The sequence below is a fragment of the Saccharothrix obliqua genome, from assembly GCF_019375475.1.
Classification (GTDB): Bacteria; Actinomycetota; Actinomycetes; order Mycobacteriales; family Pseudonocardiaceae; genus Actinosynnema; species Actinosynnema obliqua.
This window is the reverse complement of record NZ_JAHXGQ010000005.1, coordinates 322,782-344,426: the sequence shown is the minus strand read 5'-3', so window position 1 is coordinate 344,426 and position 21,645 is coordinate 322,782. Positions and strand designations below refer to the sequence as shown.

Annotated in this window: 22 protein-coding genes and 1 tRNA gene; 1 reads left to right on the top strand and 22 read right to left on the bottom strand. The window is 71.6% G+C overall.

Translation table 11 applies throughout. The annotated features are described in order from the left end of the window. Positions 1 to 26 precede the first annotated feature (26 nt). From KZQ38_RS18420 to KZQ38_RS18375, 11 genes are all read right to left on the bottom strand, one after another. Positions 27 to 100 (bottom strand) — tRNA-Leu (locus KZQ38_RS18420). 87 nt (positions 101 to 187) lie between these two features. After that, positions 188 to 1,258 carry a SagB family peptide dehydrogenase gene (locus KZQ38_RS18415; protein ID WP_219443337.1) on the bottom strand — a complete coding sequence of 357 codons (1,071 nt, stop codon included), beginning with the start codon at positions 1,256 to 1,258 and terminating at the stop codon, positions 188 to 190. Continuing rightward, positions 1,239 to 2,360: an ATP-grasp domain-containing protein gene (locus KZQ38_RS18410; protein WP_219443336.1), complete on the bottom strand. Its 1,122-nt coding sequence runs from the start codon at positions 2,358 to 2,360 to the stop codon at positions 1,239 to 1,241. The genes KZQ38_RS18415 and KZQ38_RS18410 overlap by 20 nt, the downstream gene beginning before the upstream one ends. A gap of 2 nt (positions 2,361 to 2,362) precedes the next feature. Beyond that, the gene (locus KZQ38_RS36295) at positions 2,363 to 2,485 is read right to left on the bottom strand and encodes a hypothetical protein (protein WP_015098199.1); all 123 of its coding nucleotides are present in this window, start codon (positions 2,483 to 2,485) and stop codon (positions 2,363 to 2,365) included. A gap of 188 nt (positions 2,486 to 2,673) precedes the next feature. Continuing rightward, positions 2,674 to 3,999 (bottom strand): NAD(P)/FAD-dependent oxidoreductase, encoded by a 1,326-nt coding sequence (locus KZQ38_RS18405; protein ID WP_219443335.1) that lies wholly within the window; start codon positions 3,997 to 3,999, stop codon positions 2,674 to 2,676. Between the two features lie 182 nt (positions 4,000 to 4,181). Beyond that, the gene (locus tag KZQ38_RS18400; protein WP_219443334.1) at positions 4,182 to 4,706 is read right to left on the bottom strand and encodes a hypothetical protein; all 525 of its coding nucleotides are present in this window, start codon (positions 4,704 to 4,706) and stop codon (positions 4,182 to 4,184) included. Further along, positions 4,703 to 6,025 carry a DUF58 domain-containing protein gene (locus tag KZQ38_RS18395; protein WP_219443333.1) on the bottom strand — a complete coding sequence of 441 codons (1,323 nt, stop codon included), beginning with the start codon at positions 6,023 to 6,025 and terminating at the stop codon, positions 4,703 to 4,705. The genes KZQ38_RS18400 and KZQ38_RS18395 overlap by 4 nt, the downstream gene beginning before the upstream one ends. Then, entirely contained in the window at positions 6,022 to 6,981 is a 960-nt protein-coding gene (locus tag KZQ38_RS18390) for an AAA family ATPase (RefSeq protein ID WP_219443332.1), read from the bottom strand. Before KZQ38_RS18390 ends, KZQ38_RS18395 begins: the two co-directional genes overlap by 4 nt. Next, positions 6,978 to 7,466, bottom strand: coding sequence for a hypothetical protein (locus KZQ38_RS18385; RefSeq protein WP_308258458.1), 489 nt, complete (start codon positions 7,464 to 7,466; stop codon positions 6,978 to 6,980). Before KZQ38_RS18385 ends, KZQ38_RS18390 begins: the two co-directional genes overlap by 4 nt. Positions 7,467 to 7,496: 30 nt before the next feature. Beyond that, positions 7,497 to 8,165, bottom strand: coding sequence for a DUF4129 domain-containing protein (locus tag KZQ38_RS18380; protein ID WP_219443331.1), 669 nt, complete (start codon positions 8,163 to 8,165; stop codon positions 7,497 to 7,499). Between the two features lie 56 nt (positions 8,166 to 8,221). Further along, entirely contained in the window at positions 8,222 to 8,938 is a 717-nt protein-coding gene (locus KZQ38_RS18375) for a uracil-DNA glycosylase (protein ID WP_219443330.1), read from the bottom strand. 30 nt (positions 8,939 to 8,968) lie between these two features. Between KZQ38_RS18375 and KZQ38_RS18370 the strand changes: the two genes are divergently transcribed. Next, positions 8,969 to 10,450 (top strand): S10 family peptidase, encoded by a 1,482-nt coding sequence (locus tag KZQ38_RS18370; protein ID WP_219443329.1) that lies wholly within the window; start codon positions 8,969 to 8,971, stop codon positions 10,448 to 10,450. Positions 10,451 to 10,651: 201 nt separating this feature from the next. Here KZQ38_RS18370 and KZQ38_RS18365 read toward each other — a convergent pair whose 3' ends face one another. The 11 genes from KZQ38_RS18365 to eno form a co-directional block, all read right to left on the bottom strand. Next, positions 10,652 to 11,068 (bottom strand): tetratricopeptide repeat protein, encoded by a 417-nt coding sequence (locus KZQ38_RS18365; RefSeq protein ID WP_219443328.1) that lies wholly within the window; start codon positions 11,066 to 11,068, stop codon positions 10,652 to 10,654. Beyond that, positions 11,058 to 12,050, bottom strand: a complete 993-nt coding sequence (locus KZQ38_RS18360) for an ABC transporter ATP-binding protein (RefSeq protein WP_219443327.1) — start codon at positions 12,048 to 12,050, stop codon at positions 11,058 to 11,060. Before KZQ38_RS18360 ends, KZQ38_RS18365 begins: the two co-directional genes overlap by 11 nt. After that, positions 12,043 to 13,023, bottom strand: coding sequence for an ABC transporter ATP-binding protein (locus tag KZQ38_RS18355; RefSeq protein ID WP_219443326.1), 981 nt, complete (start codon positions 13,021 to 13,023; stop codon positions 12,043 to 12,045). Before KZQ38_RS18355 ends, KZQ38_RS18360 begins: the two co-directional genes overlap by 8 nt. 9 nt (positions 13,024 to 13,032) lie before the next feature. Further along, a complete protein-coding gene (locus KZQ38_RS18350) occupies positions 13,033 to 13,932 on the bottom strand; it encodes an ABC transporter permease (RefSeq protein ID WP_219443325.1) in 900 nt (299 codons plus the stop codon). Continuing rightward, positions 13,925 to 14,848 carry an ABC transporter permease gene (locus KZQ38_RS18345; protein WP_219443324.1) on the bottom strand — a complete coding sequence of 308 codons (924 nt, stop codon included), beginning with the start codon at positions 14,846 to 14,848 and terminating at the stop codon, positions 13,925 to 13,927. Before KZQ38_RS18345 ends, KZQ38_RS18350 begins: the two co-directional genes overlap by 8 nt. Positions 14,849 to 14,914: 66 nt before the next feature. Further along, the gene (locus tag KZQ38_RS18340; RefSeq protein WP_219443323.1) at positions 14,915 to 16,537 is read right to left on the bottom strand and encodes a peptide ABC transporter substrate-binding protein; all 1,623 of its coding nucleotides are present in this window, start codon (positions 16,535 to 16,537) and stop codon (positions 14,915 to 14,917) included. A gap of 167 nt (positions 16,538 to 16,704) precedes the next feature. Further along, complete coding sequence (locus KZQ38_RS18335; RefSeq protein WP_219443322.1) at positions 16,705 to 17,655, bottom strand: Ppx/GppA phosphatase family protein; 951 nt, start codon at positions 17,653 to 17,655, stop codon at positions 16,705 to 16,707. 82 nt (positions 17,656 to 17,737) lie between these two features. Continuing rightward, on the bottom strand, positions 17,738 to 18,982 hold the full coding sequence (locus KZQ38_RS18330; RefSeq protein ID WP_257901649.1) for a lytic transglycosylase domain-containing protein: 1,245 nt from the start codon (positions 18,980 to 18,982) through the stop codon (positions 17,738 to 17,740). Positions 18,983 to 19,193: 211 nt separating this feature from the next. After that, entirely contained in the window at positions 19,194 to 19,688 is a 495-nt protein-coding gene (locus KZQ38_RS18325; RefSeq protein ID WP_219443321.1) for a DUF501 domain-containing protein, read from the bottom strand. Continuing rightward, the gene (locus tag KZQ38_RS36290; RefSeq protein ID WP_257901648.1) at positions 19,685 to 20,260 is read right to left on the bottom strand and encodes an FtsB family cell division protein; all 576 of its coding nucleotides are present in this window, start codon (positions 20,258 to 20,260) and stop codon (positions 19,685 to 19,687) included. The genes KZQ38_RS18325 and KZQ38_RS36290 overlap by 4 nt, the downstream gene beginning before the upstream one ends. Then, positions 20,260 to 21,546 (bottom strand): phosphopyruvate hydratase, encoded by a 1,287-nt coding sequence (gene eno, locus KZQ38_RS18315; protein WP_219443320.1) that lies wholly within the window; start codon positions 21,544 to 21,546, stop codon positions 20,260 to 20,262. Before eno ends, KZQ38_RS36290 begins: the two co-directional genes overlap by 1 nt. Positions 21,547 to 21,645: the final 99 nt, after the last annotated feature.

Below are 21,645 nucleotides of genomic sequence, written 5' to 3'. Positions count from 1 at the left end.
GTGACTACCGAGGTCGCAAGTGCACGTGCCCCCGACGGGATTCGAACCCGTACTGTGACTCTTTTAAGGAGCCTGCCTCTACCGATTGGGCTACGGGGGCAGCGAGGAGCCTAAGCCGTTACCGAGCGTTCGTGGGGCCGGTTCGACACAAGTCCCCCGCACGGCTCAATGCGATCCGCTATTGCGCTCATTGAGGTAATGGACCTACGGCGCTCATCCCGAGTACCACTTCGTGATAAGCATCACAGCCGAGGGCCTCTTCAACGAGTTCGTCCCGCAATGCTGCGGTGAAGCCGATACCAAAACCCATTGCGGTCGCAACCAGATAAGCGGTTTGCGACAGATGCCCCACGTCCATTTGCACAACCCGATAAGCCCGTGACGTGTCGTAACGCCACCTGGTGCGTTCGAGCACGGCCGTGTACGCGAGGACGAGCGGGGCCTGCCCCACCCACTCCTGGTCACCGGCCGCCGCCACCAGCTCCGCCGGCGACCACACCACGCCCAGCGGCTCCAGCGCGTGCGCGAGCCCGTCGTAGTGGTGCCACCCGTCGGCCAAGCCGTCGACACCGCGCGTGTGCGCGTACAGCTCCACGGGGTGCCGCCCGCCGCCCGACGGGCTGGTCTTGAACACCGTGCCGGTCCGCCCGATCCGCGACCGCACCGGCGACGGCCCGCCCAGCACGGCCAGCAGCTCCCCCACCCGGCCCACGTCCACCGCGCCCGGCCCGAACTCGCGGGTCGTGCGCCGCGCCAGCAGCACGTCCAGCAGGCCGTTCGACGCCCAGTCCGGGTGCTCCGGCAACGCAGGCAACCGCACCGCCCGCCCGCCGAACGCGCGGAACGGCGCGGGCGGCGGCTCCCGGGTCAGCTTCGCGTCCAGCAACGCGTCGTGCTCGTCCGGTCCCTGGTACGGCGCGTCGGCCAGGGTGCGGCTGGCGAAGTGGAAGTGCCGCGCGGACGCGCCCCACGCGCCCCAGCCCGCGAGCATCCGGCGCTCGGCGTCGTGCTGCGGCGAGCCCTCGACCAGCAGCACGCCCGCGGTCACCAGCTCGTCCAGCACCTTGCGCAGCGCCGCCCGGTCCTCGTCGCCGAGCGGCGCGAGGAGCTGGTCCACGTCGGTGAACTCGGTGAACTTCCGGCACAGCAGCTCGGCGGTCTCGCTGATCGCGAACTGGCGGTGGTGCAGGTAGTCGTCCCACACCACCGCGCCGCCCTGGTAGAACAGCGCCGCGTGCTCAGCGACCTTTACCCGCACCCAGCAGCTCCTCGAAGCGCGCCGCGACCCACTCGTGCACGGCGTCGGACACCCGTTCGTCCTCCGCGCGGTGCTCGAACCAACGCCAGTCGCAATCGACGTTGACCTCCAGGAACACGTGGTCTCCGCCCGCGACCAGCAGGTCGAACGCCGCGACCTGCAAGCGCCAGTGCCGGGCTAAGGCGAGGAGCCGGTCGGACAGCCCGGCCGGCGTCTCCACCGGGGTCACCCGAACCGCTTCAGGATCCACCCACAACTGCGCGGGGTCCAGCTTGTCCACCTGGAACGCGAGGGTCCGCTCACCCACCACGAACACCCGCAGCTCGGTCTCGGCGGGCACGTACTCCTGCACGATGACCGGCGCGGACTCGGGCACGTCGCCCGAGCGGGAGGTCTCCAGCGGGCGCGGGAACAGGCCGTGCTGCATACCGGGGCGTGGTTCCAGCAGGTGCCTGCCGGAGGTCTTCACGATGCACCGCGCGCCGCCGGGCCGGGTGCGGCCGGGTCGGGTGGTGACGGTGGTGCGCGGCACCTTCAGCCCGAACGCCGCGGCGTCCGAGAGCTGCGTGAGCCGGTCCAGGTGGGCGGCGGAGCGGGCGGTGTTGACGTGCGCCCAGTCGCCGCGCGTGGACAGCCAGCCGGCGACCGCGCCCCACTGGTCCACGGCGTACGCGCCGGCCAGCGTGCCCGGTTCGACCGGGAGCGCGGCGAGTTCGAAGTGCCTGCGCCACACCAGCAGCGGGCGCAGCAGCCAGCGGTCGAGTTCCAGCAGGGGCGCGTCGGTGTAGACGGTGAGCGGGAGGTCCGCGCAGCGGTCGGCGTCGATGCGGGCCATCCGGATGCCGCGCTCGGCCAGGGCGATGGAGAGGGCGTTCATCTCCATGTCGGCGGCGCGGGCCAGGACCAGCACGCAGGGCACCGGGCCGCCGTCACCCTCGTCGACCATCCCGAGGCGGTGCACCCGGTCCTGGAAGTCGAGGTTCTTGGCGGGCGAGCGGAAGAGGTAGTCCTGGCCTTGCAGCAGCAGCGGGGTGGGGCGGACCGGGCGGGCGGCGGCCTCGGGTGGGGGAACCGGGTCGTCCCCCCACCCGGGAGCGGGCATCCTCAGTCGTCTTTCTTGCTGCGAAAAACCTTTCCGGCGGTGGCGTACTCGGCGGCGTACTCCGCCAGGGCACGGTCCTCGATCTCACCGCGGCGAAGCTGTGCGGCCAGCTCCTCAAGCGACATCGCGGTCACCTCTCTCCCCACTGGCGCGTCACACTTTTGGTGGCGCGCCAGTCGTAGTCTCGGGTTCACGTTACGCAATGTCAAGGTGACTCGCTGCCCATTACTCTGAACGGGGGCTCAAGTTACGGCCCTAAGCCAGACGGGTGCGTGCCCACCGCCACCGAACGGGGCAGCGGGCACGCCGCCGGTCAGCTCTTGGTCGCGCGGTCGAACTCCGCCTTCGGCTCGTGGATCTGGCCGAGCGCGACCACCTCGCGACCCGAGAACAGGGCCTGCGTCCAGTCCACGAACACCCGGAACTTCCGGTTCACCGTGGGCATGAACATCACGTGGTAGCTGCGGTGCATGAACCACGCGATCACACCGCGGAAACGCATCCCGTAGACGTCGGCGACGCCCTTGTAGAGGCCGAGACCGGCCACCGACCCGACGTACTTGTGGTAGTAGTCCTTGGTCTGCTTGCCGCGCAGCGACGCGATGATGTTCTTGGTGAGCAGCTTCGACTGGCGGATGGCGTGCTGCGCGTTCGGCACGCAGGTCGCGTTCGGGTCCTCCTCGGTGCGCGACAGGTCGGGCACGGCCGAGCAGTCGCCCGCCGCCCACACGCCCTCCAGGCCGACGACCTGCATCGAGGCCGTGCAGCGGACCCGGCCGCGCTCGTCGAGCGGCAGGTCGGTGTCGCGCAGCATCGGGTTGGCCTTCATGCCCGCCGTCCAGATGATGGTGTCCGAGTCGAACTCGGTGCCGTCGTCCAGCACGACGTGGCCGCCCTCCAGCGACTTCACGCGGGTGTCCAGGTAGCAGGTGATGCCGCGCTTCTCCAGCTGCTCGACGGTGTAGACGCCGAGCGTCGCGCTCACCTCGGGCATGATCCGGCCGGCCGCCTCGACCAGCACCCAGTTCATGTCCTCCTGCTTGAGGCCCTCGTAGTAGCGCAGGGCGTAGCGGGACATGTCCTCCAGCTCGGCGAGCGTCTCGATGCCCGCGAAGCCGCCGCCGATGACCACGAAGCTGAGCAGCCGCTTGCGCGTCTCCGGGTCGTTCGTACTGGCCGCCTGGTCGAGCCGCGACAACACGTGGTTGCGCAGGTAGATGGCCTCGCCGATGGTCTTCATGCCGATGCCGACCTCGGGCAGGCCGGGGATCGGCAGGGTCCGCGAGATCGCGCCCAGCGCCGAGACCAGGACGTCGTACTCGATCTCCTCGACGTGGCCGTCGGCGAGTTCGACCGTCACCGCCTTGCGGGCGTGCTCGATCCGGGTGGCGCGGCCGGTGACCACGTGGCAGCGCTTGAGGACCCGCCGCAGCGGCACGACGACGTGGCGGGGCTCGATGGAGCCGGCCGCCGCCTCGGGCAGGAACGGCTGGTAGGTCATGTGGGGCTGTGGGTCGATGACCGTGACCGACGCCTCACCGGAACGCAGCTTCTTCTGCAATCCCAGCGCGGTGTACATGCCGACGTACCCACCGCCGACAATCACGATCCGTGTGGGTTGCGACTTCACAGCAGCCATACGTCTATGGTCGCACCGCGCCCCCGATTCCGAAGGATCCGCGAGGCCCGTTGTGACCACAGTCGCCGGGTGATGCGGGACACGGAGCGCACTGACCTGCGGCGAAGTGGCCGGCGCCGGTGAACGTGCTGAGAGGAACGATCCAGACGCTCAGCTCGCGCTGAGTCCGCGGCCCCCGATCCTCAGCTCCGCCGGCCCATCAGCGCCACCGCGCCCGCCACCAGCCCCACCGCGCACGCGACGCCGATCAACTCCACCACCTCGTCCGTTCGGCCGCCCGGCAGGAGGACCACCAGCGCCGCCAAAGCGAGCACACCGGCTTGCACCGCGAGGAACCGCAACGCGGCGGGGCGTAGTGCTTTCGGGTGAATCCGGGACCGGACCGGCAGCAACGCCGCGTAAGCGGACAGCACGTGCAGCAGGTGCCCGAGCGCGACCAGCGCGAGCACCGCCGGCCGCACCGGCTCCCCGCCGACCACGACCAGCGCGACCGCCGGATAAGCCACCAGCAACGCCACCGCGGCGGACGCGGGGATACCGGCGGCCACGCCGACCAGCCCCAGGTAGAGCACCAACGGGACGAGCGACACGCCCTCGGCGTGGAGGATGGCGGCGACGACGAGCCCGACGACGCCGATGGCCGCACGCAGGACCCAACCCGGCAGCCCCGTCGCGAGCGGTTCCGGCCGCGTGCCCGGCCCGCTCACCGCCGCCTCCCCGGTCGGGCCGCCACGCGCAACGCGCCGGAGATGGCGGCGGCCCGCGCGTCCCACGTCACCACGGCCACGCCGTGCCTGCGCATGGCCTCCAGCCGCACCTCGTGCTCCAGTTCCAGCACCCGCAACGCCGCCGCGCCCCACGGGGTGTCGCGGTCCGGCCGCAGCCCCTCCGGCAGCACGTCCACCGCGAGCACCAGGTTCCCGCGCCGCGCGGCGTGCGCCGCCAGCTCGGCCACCTCCGCGTCCAGGAACGGCGACAGCACCACGACCAGCGCGCCGTGCGGCACCTGCTCGGGCCGCAGCACGGGCCGCTGCGCCCACCCGGCCGACCGCGCGCACACCACGAGCTGGTTGCGCAGCCGCAGGAGCTGCCGCCGCCCGGTGCCGGGCCGCGCGCCGAGCTGCGGCCGACCGAGGTCCACCAGGCCCACCCGGTCGCCCTGCCGCAGGTAGCCGGCGGCCAGCGACGCCGCCGCGCGCACCGCGAGGTCCAGGCTGCCGCCGGGCCGGGTGGTCGTGGCGTCCCGCGACACCGACCACTCGCCGAGGTCGCGCTCCACGTCGAACCGGGTGTCCAGGGCGAGCACGACGTCCGCGTCGGCTTCCGCGTGGTGCTCGCGGACGTGCAGGTTCCCGGTCCGCAACGACACCCGCCAGTCGATCCGCCGCAACCGGTCGCCCGGCTGGAACGCGCGGATGTCGCGCAGCTCCACCGAATCGCCCGGCCGGGCGGCCCGGTGCGCGCCGACCAGGCCGCGTGCCCGCGCGGGCAGCAGGCCCGCGGGCAGGTGCTCCACCGGCGGCAGCAGCACGCGGCCCCGCTCGGCCGCGGTCACCGGGCCGTGCACGACCAGCCCGTCCGGTCCCGCGACCAGGTGGTCGGGTCGCAGGTCCACGCCCTCGCCCCACGCGTCGCGGCGCAGCACCACCTCCACCGCGCGCACGCCACCGGGCAGCAGGTGCACCGGCCCGACGTCGCGGCCGTCGCCGGGCAGCCGGATGGCCACCACCTCCGCGCCCGTGCCGGGGTCGACGTCCACCACGGACCTGGCCGCACCCACCTCGCCCGTGCGCGGCAGCCCGCGCACGTCCACCACCGGCCGCCCGCCGACCGGTGCGACCAGCGCCACCAGCGTGGACAACAGCAGCGGCGCGCCGAAGAGCACCAGCTCGACGCGGTGGAACAGCCCGCCGAACACCACCAGGCCCACGCCCACCGCCAGGCCGCGCACCAGCGCGTCCGTGGGGTGCCAGCGCGCACCGCGCCCGCCGGTCAGCGCTTCCCGGAGGCGCTGCCCGCGGTTCACGACCGGCTGCCGGCCGGGCCGGGCACGCGGCCCAGCAGCTCGGTGACCACCTCCACGCCGGTGGTGCCCGACGTCCACGTCTCCGGGCGCAGCGTCAGCCGGTGCGCGAGCGCGGGCACCGCGCACTCCTTCACGTCCTCGGGCAGCACGAAGTCACGCCCGTCCAGCACCGCCAGCGCCCGGCCCACCAGCACCAGGGCCTGCGCGCCGCGCGGCGACGCGCCGACCTCCACCGCCGGGTGGTCGCGGGTCGCGGCGGCGAGGTCGACGCAGTACCGCAGCACGTCGTCGTCCACCGCCACCCGCTCGACGCCCTGCTGGAGCGCGAGCAGCCGGTCGGTGTCCAGCACCGGCTCGACGGTCGCCTCCTCCTGCCGGCGGGCGAGCCTGCGGCGCAGCACCTCGACCTCCTCCTCGGCGGGCGGGTAGCCGACGTCGACCCGCAGCAGGAACCGGTCGAGCTGCGCCTCCGGCAGCGGGTAGGTGCCCTCGTACTCCACCGGGTTCGCGGTGGCCAGCACGTGGAACGGGCGCGGCAGCGGGAACGTGCGCCCCTCCACGGTCACCTGCCGCTCCTGCATGGCCTCCAGGAGGGCGGACTGCGTCTTGGGCGGCGTGCGGTTGATCTCGTCGGCCAGCAGCAGGCCGGTGAACACCGGACCGGCGCGGAACGTGAAGTCGCGGTCGCCCGGGTCGTAGGTGAAGGAGCCGGTGACGTCCGCGGGCAGCAGGTCGGGCGTGCACTGGAGGCGCTTGAAGTCCAGCCGCAACGCCTGCGCGAGCGACCGCGCCATCAGCGTCTTGCCCAGGCCGGGCACGTCCTCCAGCAGCACGTGCCCGCCCGCGAGGATCGCGGCGAGGGCGAGGCGCAGCGACCGGCGGCGCCCGACGACGACGGCGCCGACCGCGTCCAGGACTGCGTTTCCCTCGGTGCCGATGTGGTTCGCGGTCGTCACAGGTTCTCCAGCAGTTCGGTGAGCGTGCGCGGGTCGGGTAGCGGTGCGGACGGGTCGGTGAGCAGGCGGTGCAGCCCGGGGCCCAGCAGCCCGGCGGCGCGGGGGTCGGCGAGGTCCGGCACGCCGTGCCGCTGCCGCAGGCGGGCCTCGGCGAGCCGGCGCAGCCGGGGTTGGACGCGGACGGCGAACCGGTCCTGGTCGATCGCGGCCTCGGCGAGGCGGCCGGCCAGGCTGCTCGCCTGCGGGGACGCGGCGGTGGACAGGTGGCTGACGGGCGGCGACCACACGACGTCCGTGGCTCGCGGCAGCCGGGCCACGAGGACCGCGAGCGCCAGCACGGGCACCGCCACCACGGCGGCCCAGTGCGGTGGCGCACCCGCCCGCCACACGCCGAAGGCCGTGCCGACGCCGGCCACGACACCGACCGCGACAGCGCCGCCCATGCCCAGCAGCGGCGTGATCCCACCGCGCTCGGGCTCGGTCACCGCACACCACCTCCCCGCCCGCGGGCGACGTCACCCGTCACCGCGCACCGCACCCAGATCACGCACCACCTGCTCCAACGCGTCCCCCGCCACGCGGGCATCCTCGTCCGTCACGTCCGCCGTGCCGAACCGCGCCCGCTGGTAGGTGGTCCGCAGCACGCCCGCCGCCGCCTCGTCCACCCGGTACCGCGCCAGCAGCGCCCCGGTGAACTCGGTCGGCGTCTCGTGCGGCTGCCGCGCCGCGCCGCTGTCCGCCGCCGCCCGCTCCAACCGCAGCCACGCCGCCACGACGGCGTCCCGCGGCGGCCCGCCGGTCCGCGCCCGGAACTCGCGCAACGCGTCGTGCGCGCCACGCACCAACGCGTCCGGCGCGTCCGGACCGCCCTCGTCCCCGGTCACCGCGACCGGACCCCGACCACGCCGCCGACGACGCGGCAGGCGCACGGTGAGCAGCAACCCGATCACCACCACCAGCGCGGCGCCGGCCAGCACCACCAGCACGGCCACCAGGGAACCGGCGGCGGCGGACGGGGGGACGTCGAGGTCGGCGGTCTTGCTCGTGGACTGGGTCATGGTCGGCACGGCCGCGGTGGGTGGTTCGCGGTCGCGGTAGGGCACCGGCGACGTCCCGTTCGCCGCGATCGCGATGACGACCACCGCCGCGCCGACGAGGAGCGCGAGCGCGAGCCGTGGTCTCATGCGCGCAAGGATGCCTGGTGACCGGGCCGGGGCGCGTGGAATTTCCCCGATCGGCATCAGGGTTCCGGCAAAGGGCGCAACCCGGCGGCGGTCGCGGCGCGGCGCAGGACGTCGCGCAGCATCTCCGGTGTCAGGCGGCGGGTGTAGGTGTTGTGCGGGCTCACGTGGTAGCAGCCGAACAGCTCCAGCGGCGGCCCGTCGTCGAGGGCGGGCAGGGAGCACGTCGTGCCGTGGCCGAACTTGGGCGCGGGCTTCGGCACCCGCCACCCGGCGGCCAGCACGGGCAGCAGCGCCTGCCAGCCGAACCCGCCGAGCACGACCACCGCGCGCAACGTCGGCCGCAGCAGCGCCAGCTCCTCCACCAGCCACGGCCGGCAGTTGTCCCGCTCGGCCGCGGTCGGCTTGTTCTCCGGCGGCGCGCACTTGACCGGCGCGGTGATCCGCGTGCCGATCAGCTCCAGGCCGTCGCCGCGGCGCACCGACGTCGGTTGGGAGGCCAGGCCGACCGCGTGCATCGCCGCGTACAGGAAGTCGCCGGACGGGTCGCCGGTGAACATCCGGCCGGTGCGGTTGCCGCCGTGCGCGGCGGGCGCCAGGCCGACCAGGGCGAGCCGCGCGTCCGGCGGGCCGAACCCCGGCACCGGGCGCGCCCAGTACGTCTCGTCGGCGTACGCGGCCCGCTTGACCCGCGCCGCCTCCTCCCGCCACGCCACCAGCCGCGGGCACCGCCGGCAACCCGCGACTTCTTCGTCCAGCTCGGATATCGAGCGCACGCTCCGCCGCTCCAACCGTAGAGTTCGACCATGACCGACAAGGACAACGGGACCGACAAAGCCCCCGAGGACAAGGCCGGCGACGTCGGCGCGACACCGACCGACGACCTCGTCAACACCCAGCACAGCATCACCGTAAAGCGGCGCAAGTTGAACTACACCGCGACCACCGGTCGGGTGGTGCTGCGCAAGGAGGTGCTGACCGACGGCAAGTTCGACGGCCACGTGGCCAAGGCCGAGGTCTTCCTCACGTCCTACACCCTCGACGGCGCCGACCCGACCAAGCGGCCCGTGACGTTCGCGTTCAACGGCGGACCCGGTTCGTCCAGCGTGTGGCTGCACCTGGGCCTGCTCGGGCCGCGCCGCGTGGTGTCCGGCGACGTGGGCGAACTCGCGCCGCCGCCGTACGACCTGGTGGACAACCCGGAAACCCTGCTCGCGCACAGCGACCTGGTGTTCATCGACCCCGTGTCGACCGGTTTCTCCCGTGCGGTGAAGGGCGAGAAGCCCGGTGACTTCCACGGTTTCCAGGGCGACCTGGAGTCCGTGGGCGAGGTGATCCGGCTGTGGACGTCGCGCAACGACCGGTGGCTGTCGCCGAAGTTCCTCGCCGGCGAGTCGTACGGCACCACCCGCGCCGCGGCCCTCGCCGAACACCTCCAGGTCCGGTACGGCATGTACCTCAACGGCCTGATGCTGATCTCGTCGGTGCTGGACTTCGGCACGCTGGACTTCAGCGAGGGCAACGACCTGCCGTACTCGCTGTTCCTGCCGACCTACGCGGCGATCGCGCACTACCACGGCCTGCACGGCGACCGGCCGCTGGCGGACGTGCTCGCCGAGGCCGAGGAGTTCGCGTCGCGCGACTACCCGTGGGCGCTGGCGCGCGGCCACCGGTTGACGGCGGAGGAGCGGGCCGACGCGGTGTCCCGGCTGGCGGCGCTCACCGGCCTCTCCGAGGACTACGTGGACCGGGTCAACCTGCGCGTCGAGCACGTGCGGTTCTTCACCGAGGTGCTCCGCGCGCAACGCAAGGTCGTCGGCCGGCTGGACTCCCGGTTCACCGGTGCGGACGCCGACTACGGCCGCGAGCTGTTCAGCGAGGACCCGTCGTACTCGGCGATCATGGGCCCCTACACGGCCGCGCTGAACCACTACCTGCGCGTGGACTTGGAGTACCGCAACGATCTGCCGTACGAGATCCTGACGCGCTCCGTGCACCCGTGGTCGTACAAGGAGTTCGAAGGCACGCACGTAACGGTGGCGAACAAGCTGGCGTCCGCGATGCGCGCCAACCCGGACCTCAAGGTGCACATCGCGTACGGCCACTACGACGGCGCCACGCCGTACTTCGCGGCGGAGCACGTGGTGGCGCACCTCCAGGTGCCGACCGAGTTGCTGGACAACATCGAGGCGGCCTACTACCCGGCCGGACACATGATGTATGTGCACGAACCGAGCCGCGTGCAGCAGTCGAAAGACCTTGCGGCGTTTGTGGATTCGGCAAAATAACGGCGTTTCGACAACCAGCCTTGTGGGGCAGATATGGGGCACGGCGAGCGCTCAAGCGCCGGCGGTCGAAGGCGTTCGCACAGCCCTCGGCGAACCGCTGGCAGCCCGGGGCAGGGGTGACCCGCGCTCGGGCGGCTGCCGACCCCGGACCGCTGTGCTGATGCCGCCGGGGCAGGGGTCGCGGCCCCTGCCCCGGCAAGCTCACCCCGTGAGGTGGTCGAGCGCCGCGAGGTTGCCGGCCGCGTGCGCGTCACCGCGCTCCGCGGCCATCCGGTACCAGCGCTTCGCCTCGTCCAAGTACCCGAGGAAGTCGTGCACGTCGCCGAGCAACGCCATCGCGTCCACCTCACCTGCCTCAGCGGCCCGCTGGAGCCACGGCAGGGCGGCCTCCTCGTCCTTCTCCACGTGCCACAGGAACGAGCCGTACTCGGCCGTCCCGCGCACGTGACCGGCCGCCGCCGCGCGGCCGAGCCAGCGGCCGACCTCCGACCGCAGCCCCTCCTCGCCCTCGTCCCCGGTCAGCCCCTCACCCAGCAGCAGGCCGAGCGACACCATCGCGTCGGCGTCACCGGCGGTCGCCGCGGCGAGCAGAGCCGCGAGACCGGTCTCACGGCACAACGGACCGCTCCTCCGCGAAGTGGCACGCGCTGAGGTGACCGCCGCGGTCCACCAACGCCGGCTCCTCTTCCGCGCACACGTCCCGCGCCTTCCAGCACCGCGTGCGGAACCGGCAACCCGACGGCGGGTCGATCGGCGACGGCACGTCACCGGTGAGCCGGATCACGTCGCGCTGCCCGCGCAGCGCGGGGTCGGCGACCGGCACGGCGGACAGCAACGCCTGCGTGTACGGGTGGGTCGGGTGCTGGTAGATCTCCTCCTCGGTGCCGATCTCCACGATCTTGCCCAGGTACATCACCGCGACCCGGTCGGACAGGTGGCGCACCACGGACAGGTCGTGCGCGATGAACACGTACGCCAGGCCGAACTCGCTCTGCAAGTCCCGCAACAGGTTCATCACCTGCGCCTGGATCGACACGTCCAGCGCCGACACCGGTTCGTCGCACACGATCACCTTGGGGCGCAACGCGAGCGCCCGCGCGATGCCGATGCGTTGCCGCTGCCCGCCGGAGAACTGGTGCGGGTAGCGGTTGATGTGCTCCGGGTTCAGGCCCACCACGTCGAGCAGTTCGCGGACCCGCGTGGTGCGGGAGCCCTTCGGCGCGGCCTCCGGGTGGATCTCGAACGGCTCGCCCACGATGTCGCCGACCGTCATGCGCGGGTTGAGCGACGTGTACGGGTCCTGGAGCACGATCTGCATGTTCCGCCGCAACGCTCGCAACGCGCTGCCGCGCATGGCGAACATCGGCTCGCCCTCGAACCGCGCCGAACCCGACGTGGGTGGTTCGAGCAGCATCAGCACCTGCGCCAGGGTCGACTTGCCGCACCCCGACTCGCCCACCACGCCCAGCGTTTCGCCCGCCGACAGGGTGAACGACACCCCGTCCACGGCACGCACCTGACCGATGGCGCGCTTGAACAACACACCCCGGGTCACCGGGAAGTGCTTCACCAGGTCCTGGACTTCCAGCAGCTCAGCCATTGAGCACCTCCGCGGCGAAGTGGCACGCGCTGGTCCGCCCGAGCCCGAGCCGGGCCGGTGCGGGGACCTCCGCCGAGCACACGTCCTCCGCGCGCGGGCAGCGCGGGTGGAACGGGCAGCCCGGCGGTATGCGCAGCAGGCTCGGCGGCAGGCCCTTGATGGTGTCCAGCGCCGCGCCCTTGTCGTCCAAGCGCGGCAACGACTTCATCAGCGCCGCCGTGTACGGGTGGCCGGGCGAGCGGAACAACGACAGCGCGTCGGACTGCTCCACGATCCGACCCGCGTACATGACGACGATCCGGTCCGCGACCTCCGCCACCACGCCGAGGTCGTGCGTGATGAGGACCAGCCCCATGTGCCGCTCGCGCTGGATCTCCGCCAGCAGGTCCATGATCTGCGCCTGCACGGTCACGTCCAGCGCCGTGGTCGGCTCGTCCGCGATCAGCACCTCGGGGTCCAGCGCCAACGACATCGCGATCATCGCGCGCTGCCGCATACCACCGGAGAACTGGTGCGGGTACTCACGGACCCGTTGCCGCGCATGGGGTATCCGCACCAGGTCGAGCAGTTCGACGGCACGTGCCCGCGCCTCGGACCGGCTCATGCCGCGCCGCAGCCGGAGCTGCTCCTCGATCTGGAACCCCACGGTGAACACGGGGTTCAGCGCGGACAGCGCGTCCTGGAAGATCATGGCGATGCCCTCGGCACGCACCTCCCGCCGCCGCTCCGGTTTCGCCGTCAGCAGGTCCTCGCCGCGGAAGCGCACCGAGCCCTTCGTCACGTGCGCGGGCGGCGTGTCCAGGATGCCCATCACGGTCTGCGCCGTCACGCTCTTGCCGGAGCCGGACTCGCCGAGCACGGCCAGGGTCTCCCCCGCGTCGACGTGGTAGCTCACGCCGTTGAGCACGCGCGCGACGCCGTCCCGCGTGCGGAACTCGACGTGCAGGTCCTCGACCTCCAACAGGGCCGTCACACTTGCCTCCTACCGGAGTTTCGGGTCGAGGGCTTCGCGCACCGCGTCACCCAGCATCACGAACGCGAGCACCGTGGCGGTCAGGAACCCGGCCGGGAACAGCAGGGCGTGCGGCGCGACCCGGAGGTAGTCCTTGGCGCTGTTGATCATCACGCCCCACGACACCACCGGCTGGCGCAGCCCGATGCCCAGGTACGACAGCGTGGCCTCCACGCCGATGAACGCGCCGAGCGCGATCGTCGAGTACACCAGCACGGGCGCGACGCAGTTGGGCAGCATGTGCTTGAAGATGATCCGCCGCGGCGACGCGCCCAGCGCCCGCGCCGCCTTCACGTAGTCCTGCTGCTTGGCCGCGATCGCCGTGGACCGCATGATGCGCATCGACACCGGCCACGACAGCACGACCAGCGACAACACCACCTGCGCCACGATCCGCACCGGCCCCGCGCCGCCGCTCGCGTTCAACGTCGTCAGGATCACGATCGCGCCCAGCACGAACGGCACGCCGACGAAGATGTCGGCGATGCGGGACACCACCGCGTCCAGCCACCGGCCGTAGAACCCGGCCAGGATGCCGATCGTGGAACCCAGCACCACCACGCCCGCGGTGGCGAGCACGCCCACCACGATGGACGCCCGCGCGCCGTGGATGACCCGCGCGTAGATGTCGTAACCCTGGTTGTCGAAGCCGAACCACGCGTCGGACGACGGTGGCTGCCGGCTGCGTGAGAGCTGCGCCAGGCCGGGGTCGGCGGCGGTGAACAACGACGGGAACACCGCCATCAGCACCACCAGCAGGATCAACGAGGTCGACACCCAGAACAGCGGGCGCGAGCGCAACGCGTGCCACGCGTCGCCGAACAGGCCGCGGGGTTTGTCCGGCGCCAGCACCGCGATTTGGTCAGTCATAGCGGATCCTCGGGTCGAGCACGGCGTAGAGCATGTCCACCAGCAGCGTCATCAGCAGGTAGACCAGGACCAGGACGGTGACCACGCCGGTCACCATCGCGCCGTCCTTGGTCAGGATCGAGCGGTACACCAGGCCGCCGACACCGGGCACGTTGAAGATGCCCTCGGTGACGATCGCGCCGCCCAGGAAGGCGCCGAGGTCGGTGCCCAGGAAGGTGATCACCGGGATCAGCGAGTTGCGCAGCATGTGCACGCCCACCACCCGCTTCTGCGGCAGGCCCTTGGCCAGCGCGGTGCGCACGTAGTCCGCGCGCCGGTTCTCCGCGATGCTGGCGCGGGAAAGCCGCGCCACGTAAGCCATCGACAGCGACGCCAGCACGAAGCCGGGCACTATGAGGTTGCCCCACGTCGGACTCGTCACGGTCGGCGAGATCAGCCCCAGCTGGAGGCCGAACACGAGCTGCACGACGTAGCCGGTGACGAACACCGGGATGGAGATCAGGAACAGCGTCGAGACCAGCACCAGGCTGTCCAGGAACCCGCGGTTCCGCAGCCCGCTCACCACACCGGCGGTGATGCCGATGACGGCCTCGATCAGCAGCGCGACCAGCGCGAGCCGCAGCGTCACCGGGAACGCGGTGGCGATCCGCTCGCCCACCGCGAGACCCGCCGAGGTCTCGCCGAAATCGCCCCGGGCCAGGTTGCCCAGGTACTTGCCGTACTGGACCAGCAACGGGTCGTCGAGGTTGAACTTGTCCCGCATGGCGGAGACGTACGCGGCCGGGCAGTCGCGCTCACCGCACTTGCCCTCGAACGGGTCGCCCGGCACCGCCCACACCAGCGCGTAGATCAGGAACGTGGTCCCGAGGAACACCGGGACCATCTGCAACAGCCTGCGCAGTACGTAGAAGCCCATGACACGCTCTCCCAGCGGCGGAAGGCCGGCCCGCGGCACGCGGGCCGGCCTGGGGTGAACCGCTTGCTAAGCCACTTCCACCGAGTCGAGGTCGAGCTTGCGGAACGGGTGCAGGTTCGCGACCTTCAGCCGGTTCGACTTGCCCGCGATGGTGGTCTGCGACCACAGCGGGATCGCCGGCATGTCCTCGGCCAGCATCTTCTCCGCCTCCAGGTAGAGCCGGATCGCCTGCTCCTCGCTGGGCGCCTTGTCCGCCTCGGCGAGCTTGGCGTCGAACTTCGGGTTCGAGTACAGCCCGTCGTTGGACGACGCGCCCGTGCGGTACAGCGGCGTCAGCCAGTTCTCGATGGACGGGTAGTCCGCGATCCAGCCCGCGCGGTACATGCCGTTCATCTCGTGCGCGTTCACCTTCTGGCGGAACTCGCCGAAGCTGGTGGACGGCACGAACTTCGCGTCGACGCCGAGCGCGTTCTTGATGCTGTTCGCGACCGCCTCGGCCCACTCCTGGTGCCCGCCGTCGGTGTTCGACAGCAGCAGGATCTCGCCGGTGTAGCCGGACTTCGCCAGCTCCTCCTTGGCCTTCTGCGGGTCGTACTTGCAGTAGACGCCGCACTGACCCGCCTGGTAGCCCTTCATGAGCGGGTGCACCCAGCTCTCGGCGGGCTTGCGGGTGCCCTCGAAGATCCGCTGCGTGATCTCTTCGCGGTTGATCGCCATGGAGATCGCGCGGCGCAGGGCCGCGTTGTCGTACGGCTTGGCGTACAACGGGAACGCGATGGTCTGGAGGTTCAGCGTCTCGCGCTGCACCACCCGGTCGCCGAGGTCGGTCTCGTACTTCTGGCCGGCCAGCGCGTTCGGCGGCAGCTCCTCCATGAAGTCGAGGTTGTTGGCCACCAGGTCGGCGTAGGCCGATTCACGGCTCTGGTAGACCTTCAGCGTCAGGTCCTTGAACTTCGGCTTGTCGTCGCCCTGGTAGTCGTCGTTGCGGGTCAGCTTGATGTCGGTGCCGACCGTGCGGGAGACGAACTTGAACGGGCCGTTGCCGATCGGGTTGGCCTCGAACGCCTTCTGGTCCTTGAAGAACGCCTCGGGCAGCGGTGCGAACACCTCGTAGCCGATGGTCACCGGGAAGACCGCGAACGGCTCGGACAGCGTGATGGTGAACGTGGTCTCGTCCACCACCTTCAGGCCCGACAGCTTCTCGGCCTTGGGCGCGGGCGCCTTCTCCGGTCCGTCGGGGCCGTCCGGGTCCTTGGGGTTGACGTCGGCGAAGCCCTCGATCTGGGAGAAGAAGCTGGCGCCCTGGGTGCCGTTGGGCCCGTAGGCAGTCCAGTTCCAGGCGTCCACGAAGCTCTTCGCCGACACCGGGCTGCCGTCGTGGAACTTCCAGCCCTTCTTGATCTTGACGGTGAACAGCTTCGAGTCCTTGGTCTCGATCGACTCGGCCATCGCGTTCACCGGTTGGGCGTCTTCGTTCCGGTACTCCACGAGACCGGTGAACAGCGCGTCGAGCACGCGGCTACCGCCCACCTCGGTGGTGTTGCCCGGCACGAGCGGGTTCTCCGGCTCGGTGTTGAAGATCGTGATCCCGGCGTCCGAGTTGGACCCGGCCGGCGTCTCCGGCGTCCCGCACCCCGTCGCGATCAAGGCCACCGCGACAGCCGCAGGAACTAAACGTGCACGTGACATGCGTCCTCCCACCTGTTCGGGGGTAACCGAGCAGATTTAGCCGCTCTCGCAGCGTGTCAGAGGACGCTACTTCGGCGCGTGCTGCGCGCCACATGGGTGAAGCGGTCACAAAACGATCACAGCGATCCCAGTTGACACTCACACCAGGTAGGAAGATCAATTCGCGTTCAGCCCAGTGCGAAGGCGATCCCGTCCAGGATGTCGTGCTCGCTCGCCACCAGCTCGGTGATCCCGTGCGTTGTCAGGTGGTCGGCCAGCGCCCGGACAACGATCGCTCCGCCGCTGATCACGTCCACGCGACCGGGGTGCATGGGCCCGAGCGCCGCCCGTTCGGCGTGCCCCATCCCGAGCAGCCGCTCGGTCACCTCGCGGATGCGGTCCACGGACAGCCGCGCGAGGTGGATGCGCTCCGAGTCGTACTCCGGCAGGCCCTCGGCGAGCGCCACCATCGTGGTGACGGTGCCGGCCACGCCGATCCACGTGCTCGCCTTCGCGGCGGGCACCGCGGCGAACGCCTCGGCGAGCACGTCGGTGGCCACCGCGACCGCCTCCGCCACCTGGGCCGGGCTGGGCGGGTCGTCGTGCAGGCACCGCTCGGTCAGCCGCACGCACCCGATGTCGACCGACCGCGCCGCCTCCACGTCCGCCCGCACGCCGTCCCACGAGCCCAGCACCAGCTCGGTGGACCCGCCGCCGACGTCCGACACCAGGAACGGCCCCTCCTCGGGCCCCAGGTCGGCGACCGCGCCGGTGAACGACAGGCGCGCCTCCTCCTCGCCGGAGATCACCTCGGCCTCGACGCCCAGCACGGCACGCGTCATGTCGAAGAACTCGTCCCGGTTGCGGGCGTCACGCGTGGCCGAGGTCGCCACCATCCGCACGCGCTCGGTCCCCTTGCGCCGCATGATGTTCGTGTAGTCGGCCAACGCCTGCCGCGTGCGCTCCAGCGCTTCCGCGCTCAGCACGCCCGTGGCGTCGACCCCGGCCCCGAGCCGCACGACCCGCATCTCCCGGTGCACGTCCCGCAACCACCGCGAGCCGTCTTCACCTACGGTCACGTCCGCCACCAGCAGGCGGATCGAGTTGGTGCCGCAGTCGACGGCCGCCACGCGCCCCATTGCCGTTCCTCCCATCACGGGCGACACCCTGCCGCCGCGACAGAAGCTACGCCGCCCGAGACCCCGAAACCTCGCGAGGGGTCTACAGGGGCTTCATGGACGACGTCGGCCGCAGGACCTCGACCAACGCGTTCCCCGACTTCGCCTCGCCACCGCCAGGAGGCGTAGGCGCGACACACGTGGAAGGCGGCGCCGTAGTGGTCGTCGTGGTCGTCGTCTCGGCCGACGAACTGGACACCGGCGGCGTGGTCGTAGTGGTCGTCGTCGTCGTGGTGGTGGTGGTCGTAGTAGTCGAAGTAGTCGTCGTGGTCGAGGTCGAACACGTCGGCGTGGACGGCTTCGTCGGGATCACCGTGATCGTCGTGGGCGACGAGGTCACCGGGTTGGAGGTCGTCGTAGACGGGTTCCCCGGATTGCTGCCCGGGTTACCGGGGTTCCCGGTGCCCGGATCAGGGGTCCCCTGGTCCCCGTTCCCGGGATCGGCACCAACCGGCGGCTCGGGGTCGGGGTCAATTGGGAGGAAATCATCGTCCGAGCCGGTGAGGCCGGGCAGGGGGGTCACTCCGTCGGCGTACGCGTCGGCCCAGAACAGGACCGTCTTCACGTACTCCTCGGACTGGTTGTAGCGGAACACCGCCTTGGCGCGCTGCTTCGGGTCGCTCAGGTCCGCGTTGTAGGCGCACAAGTAGTTCCCCGCGCCCACGGTCGCGTCGTAGACGTTGTTCGGGTTGGCTTCGCCGTCGTTGTTGCCGTCCGCCGCGTAGCCCGCCCACGTCGAGGGGATGAACTGCATCGGGCCGACCGCGCGGTCCCACGTCTTGTCCTGGTCGAACCGGCCGCCGTCGGTGTCGCGGATCGCCGCGATGCCGGGGCCTCCGTTGAGCACCGGGCCGAGGATCGGGTGCACCGTGTTGCCGCGGGTGTCGACCCGGCCGCCACGTGCGTGTCCAGACTCGATCCGCCCGATGCCGGCGAGCAGCGACCAGTGCAGGTTGCAGCCTGGTGTGGTGGTGGCGAGGCGGTCGGCGGCCTTCATGTACGCGTCCAGCATCACGCCGGGGATGCCGAGCTGACCGGCCACCACGTCACCGTCGAACGGCAGGTCGTCGCCGAAACCGGACGGGTCGTCCGCGTCGGCCAGCAGGCCCGCGCTCAGCTCGTCGGTCTCGGGCAGGCGGCCGTTGACGCCGAGGGCGCCGGAGTCCTGGAGCCGCAGGGAGCCGAGCACGTCGCCCGCTCCGGGCGGCAGCGCCTCGATGGTGGAGTGGCCGGCGACGTTGACCCAGTCGATGCCCGCCGCGGTGTGCAGGAGGGTGGGCGCCAGCATGGCGCAGGTGGCGGTGGCGGCCAGACCCCACTGGCGCGGCGTCAGAGTCGGCCTGCGTGTCGCTTTCCGCTTGCGTCCCCGTCGCTTCGGCACAGCCACGAACTCCACTCCTCGGCGAGATCCCGCTTCGGCTCCCGGACCAGCCTGCCTGATCCGGACGACCGTGTCACGGTGGTGCGTCGTTTCTCTGTCCGAAGAACTGCCCTTAAGGTCAGTTCTTCACCTTTGACGCGCACTCGCCGCCGGGCCACTGGTTCGCCAGCAGCGCCAGGGCCTCGTCACCGAAGGGGTTCACGCCCGGCCCCTTGGCCAGCGCGTGCGCCACGTGGACGTGCAGGCACTTGACCCGGCCTGGCATACCGCCCGCCGTGACCCGCGTGCCCAGCGGTTCGATCGCGTCCCGTTCAGCCAAGTACGACTCGTGGGCCCGGCGGTAGCTCTCCGCCAACTGTTCATCCGCCGCCAGCCGATCCGTCATCTCCTTCATCAGCCCGGCGCCCTCCAGCCGGCTGACCGCGGCGTTCAGCCGGGGGCACGTCAGGTAGTACAGGGTCGGGAACGGCGTGCCGTCCTCCAGGCGGGGGTTGGTCTGCACGACGGCCGGGTGCCCGCTCGGGCACCGCGCCGCCACGGCCCGCATCCCGCGCGGGGTCCTGCCCAACTGCTCCGCGACGACCGCCCGGTCCTCTTCGCTCACACCGGTCATCGCGCCGCCACCGAATCCCACAACTGCTCGTACCACGCCTTGTCCGCCGCGGGAGCCGCCGCCGGCCGCTCCTCGTCCAGTTCCCGATCCGCGTCACCCGGCAGCTCCACGGCGTACGGGGTCTCGCCGGGCCGCACGTAGTGCAGCCGACGACGTGCCTCCGCCTCCAGGTGCGCGGGGTCCGCGAGTTCCTTCTTGCGCCGCTCCAACTGCTGGACCGCGGCACGCAGCGACTCCTGCGAGGCGTTGGCCTCGCGCAGTTCCTCGCGCTGCGCCAGGTAGGTCCGCAACGGGACGGCGATGCTCAGCGCCAGGGCGCACACCACCATCGCCAGCAACGCGGCCCGGCGCGTGCCGGTCATGCCGAACGCGCCGCCCGTGCCCTCGCGGGACCGCGCCCGCGACTGGGGCCGGGCGGCCCGCGCGGCGCGTGCCGCGCGGGTCTGCTCGGCCAGCCGCCGCGCCCGCTCGGAGCGGGACTCGCCCGACCGGCCGAACCTCTTGCCGCCCGCGGCGCGGGACCGCGACGCGGCCTTGCCGCCCCGCCGCGCGCCCCGCTCCCGGTCCGCCATCAGCCCTCCGGCGTGTACCGCGGGAAGGCCAGGTCGCCCGCGTACCGCGCCGCGTCGCCCAGCGCCTCTTCGATGCGCAGGAGCTGGTTGTACTTCGCGGTGCGCTCGCCGCGGGCGGGCGCGCCGGTCTTGATCTGCCCAGCGCCGGTCGCCACCGCCAGGTCGGCGATGGTGGTGTCCTCGGTCTCGCCGGACCGGTGGGACATCATCGACTTGTAGCCGTAGGAGGTGGCCAGGGCGACCGCGTCCAGGGTCTCGGACAGCGTGCCGATCTGGTTGACCTTCACCAGCAGCGCGTTCGCGGCCCGGCGGGAGATGCCCTCCTCCAGGCGCTCCGGGTTGGTGACGAACAGGTCGTCACCGACGATCTGGACCTTCTCGCCCAGCTCCGCGGTCAGCCGCACCCAGCCGTCCCAGTCGTCCTCGGCCAGCGGGTCCTCGATGGACACCAGCGGGTAGGCGTCGACCAGCTCGGCGTAGTAGCCGGTGAGCTGCTCCGCGCTGCGCTTCTGCTTCTCGAACGTGTAAGCGCCGTCCGAGTAGAACTCGGTGGCGGCCACGTCGAGGGCCAGCGCGATGTCGCGGCCCGGCGCGTAGCCCGCCTTCTCGATGGCCTGGAGGATCAGGTCGAGGGCGTCGCGGTTGCTCGACAGGGCGGGCGCGAAGCCGCCCTCGTCGCCGAGACCCGTGCCCAGGCCCTTGCTCTTCAGCACGGACTTGAGGGCGTGGTAGACCTCCGCGCCCCAGCGCAGCGCCTCGCGGAAGGACTCCGCGCCGATCGGCGCGATCATGAACTCCTGGATGTCCACCTCGGTGTCGGCGTGCGCGCCACCGTTGAGGATGTTCAGCATCGGCACCGGCAGCACGTGCGCGTTGGGGCCGCCGACGTACCGGAACAGCTCCAGCCCGCTGGAGGCCGCCGCCGCCTTCGCCACGGCCAGCGACACGCCGAGGATGGCGTTCGCGCCCAGGCGGGACTTGTCCGGCGTGCCGTCGAGGTCGACCAGCTTCTGGTCCACCACCCGCTGCTCGACGGCTTCGATGCCGACCAGCTCGGGGCCGATCTCGTCGAGCACCGCGGTGACCGCGCGCTCGACACCCTTGCCCAGGTAACGCTTGGCGTCGCCGTCGCGGAGTTCCACGGCCTCGTGCTCACCCGTCGACGCGCCCGAGGGCACCGCGGCGCGCTCCAGCGTGCCGTCGTCCAGCGCCACCTCTACCTCGACGGTGGGGTTGCCTCGCGAGTCCAGGATCTCGCGGGCGCCGACCTGCTCGATGACCGCCACGTGCGCTCCCTAGTCAGACCATCTCTGTATCGGTGACGAGCCTAGTTGGTGACGCGCCGCCAGGCTCCCGCCCCCGCCGGCAAGTCCCACGCACGCCAC

Bases quoted from the DNA above. Each gene is read 5' to 3' on its own strand.
- KZQ38_RS18380 (WP_219443331.1), bottom strand. From the start codon at position 8,165: ATGAGACCACGGCTCGCGCTCGCGCTCCTCGTCGGCGCGGCGGTGGTC.
- KZQ38_RS18410 (WP_219443336.1), bottom strand. From the start codon at position 2,360: ATGCCCGCTCCCGGGTGGGGGGACGACCCGGTTCCCCCACCCGAGGCC.
- KZQ38_RS18330 (WP_257901649.1), bottom strand. From the start codon at position 18,982: ATGCTGGCGCCCACCCTCCTGCACACCGCGGCGGGCATCGACTGGGTC.
- KZQ38_RS18335 (WP_219443322.1), bottom strand. From the start codon at position 17,655: ATGGGGCGCGTGGCGGCCGTCGACTGCGGCACCAACTCGATCCGCCTG.
- KZQ38_RS36295 (WP_015098199.1), bottom strand. From the start codon at position 2,485: ATGTCGCTTGAGGAGCTGGCCGCACAGCTTCGCCGCGGTGAGATCGAG.
- KZQ38_RS18345 (WP_219443324.1), bottom strand. From the start codon at position 14,848: ATGGGCTTCTACGTACTGCGCAGGCTGTTGCAGATGGTCCCGGTGTTC.
- KZQ38_RS18325 (WP_219443321.1), bottom strand. From the start codon at position 19,688: ATGACCGGTGTGAGCGAAGAGGACCGGGCGGTCGTCGCGGAGCAGTTG.
- KZQ38_RS18340 (WP_219443323.1), bottom strand. From the start codon at position 16,537: ATGTCACGTGCACGTTTAGTTCCTGCGGCTGTCGCGGTGGCCTTGATC.
- KZQ38_RS18370 (WP_219443329.1), top strand. From the start codon at position 8,969: ATGACCGACAAGGACAACGGGACCGACAAAGCCCCCGAGGACAAGGCC.
- KZQ38_RS18350 (WP_219443325.1), bottom strand. From the start codon at position 13,932: ATGACTGACCAAATCGCGGTGCTGGCGCCGGACAAACCCCGCGGCCTG.
- KZQ38_RS18405 (WP_219443335.1), bottom strand. From the start codon at position 3,999: ATGGCTGCTGTGAAGTCGCAACCCACACGGATCGTGATTGTCGGCGGT.
- KZQ38_RS36290 (WP_257901648.1), bottom strand. From the start codon at position 20,260: ATGGCGGACCGGGAGCGGGGCGCGCGGCGGGGCGGCAAGGCCGCGTCG.
- KZQ38_RS18360 (WP_219443327.1), bottom strand. From the start codon at position 12,050: ATGGCTGAGCTGCTGGAAGTCCAGGACCTGGTGAAGCACTTCCCGGTG.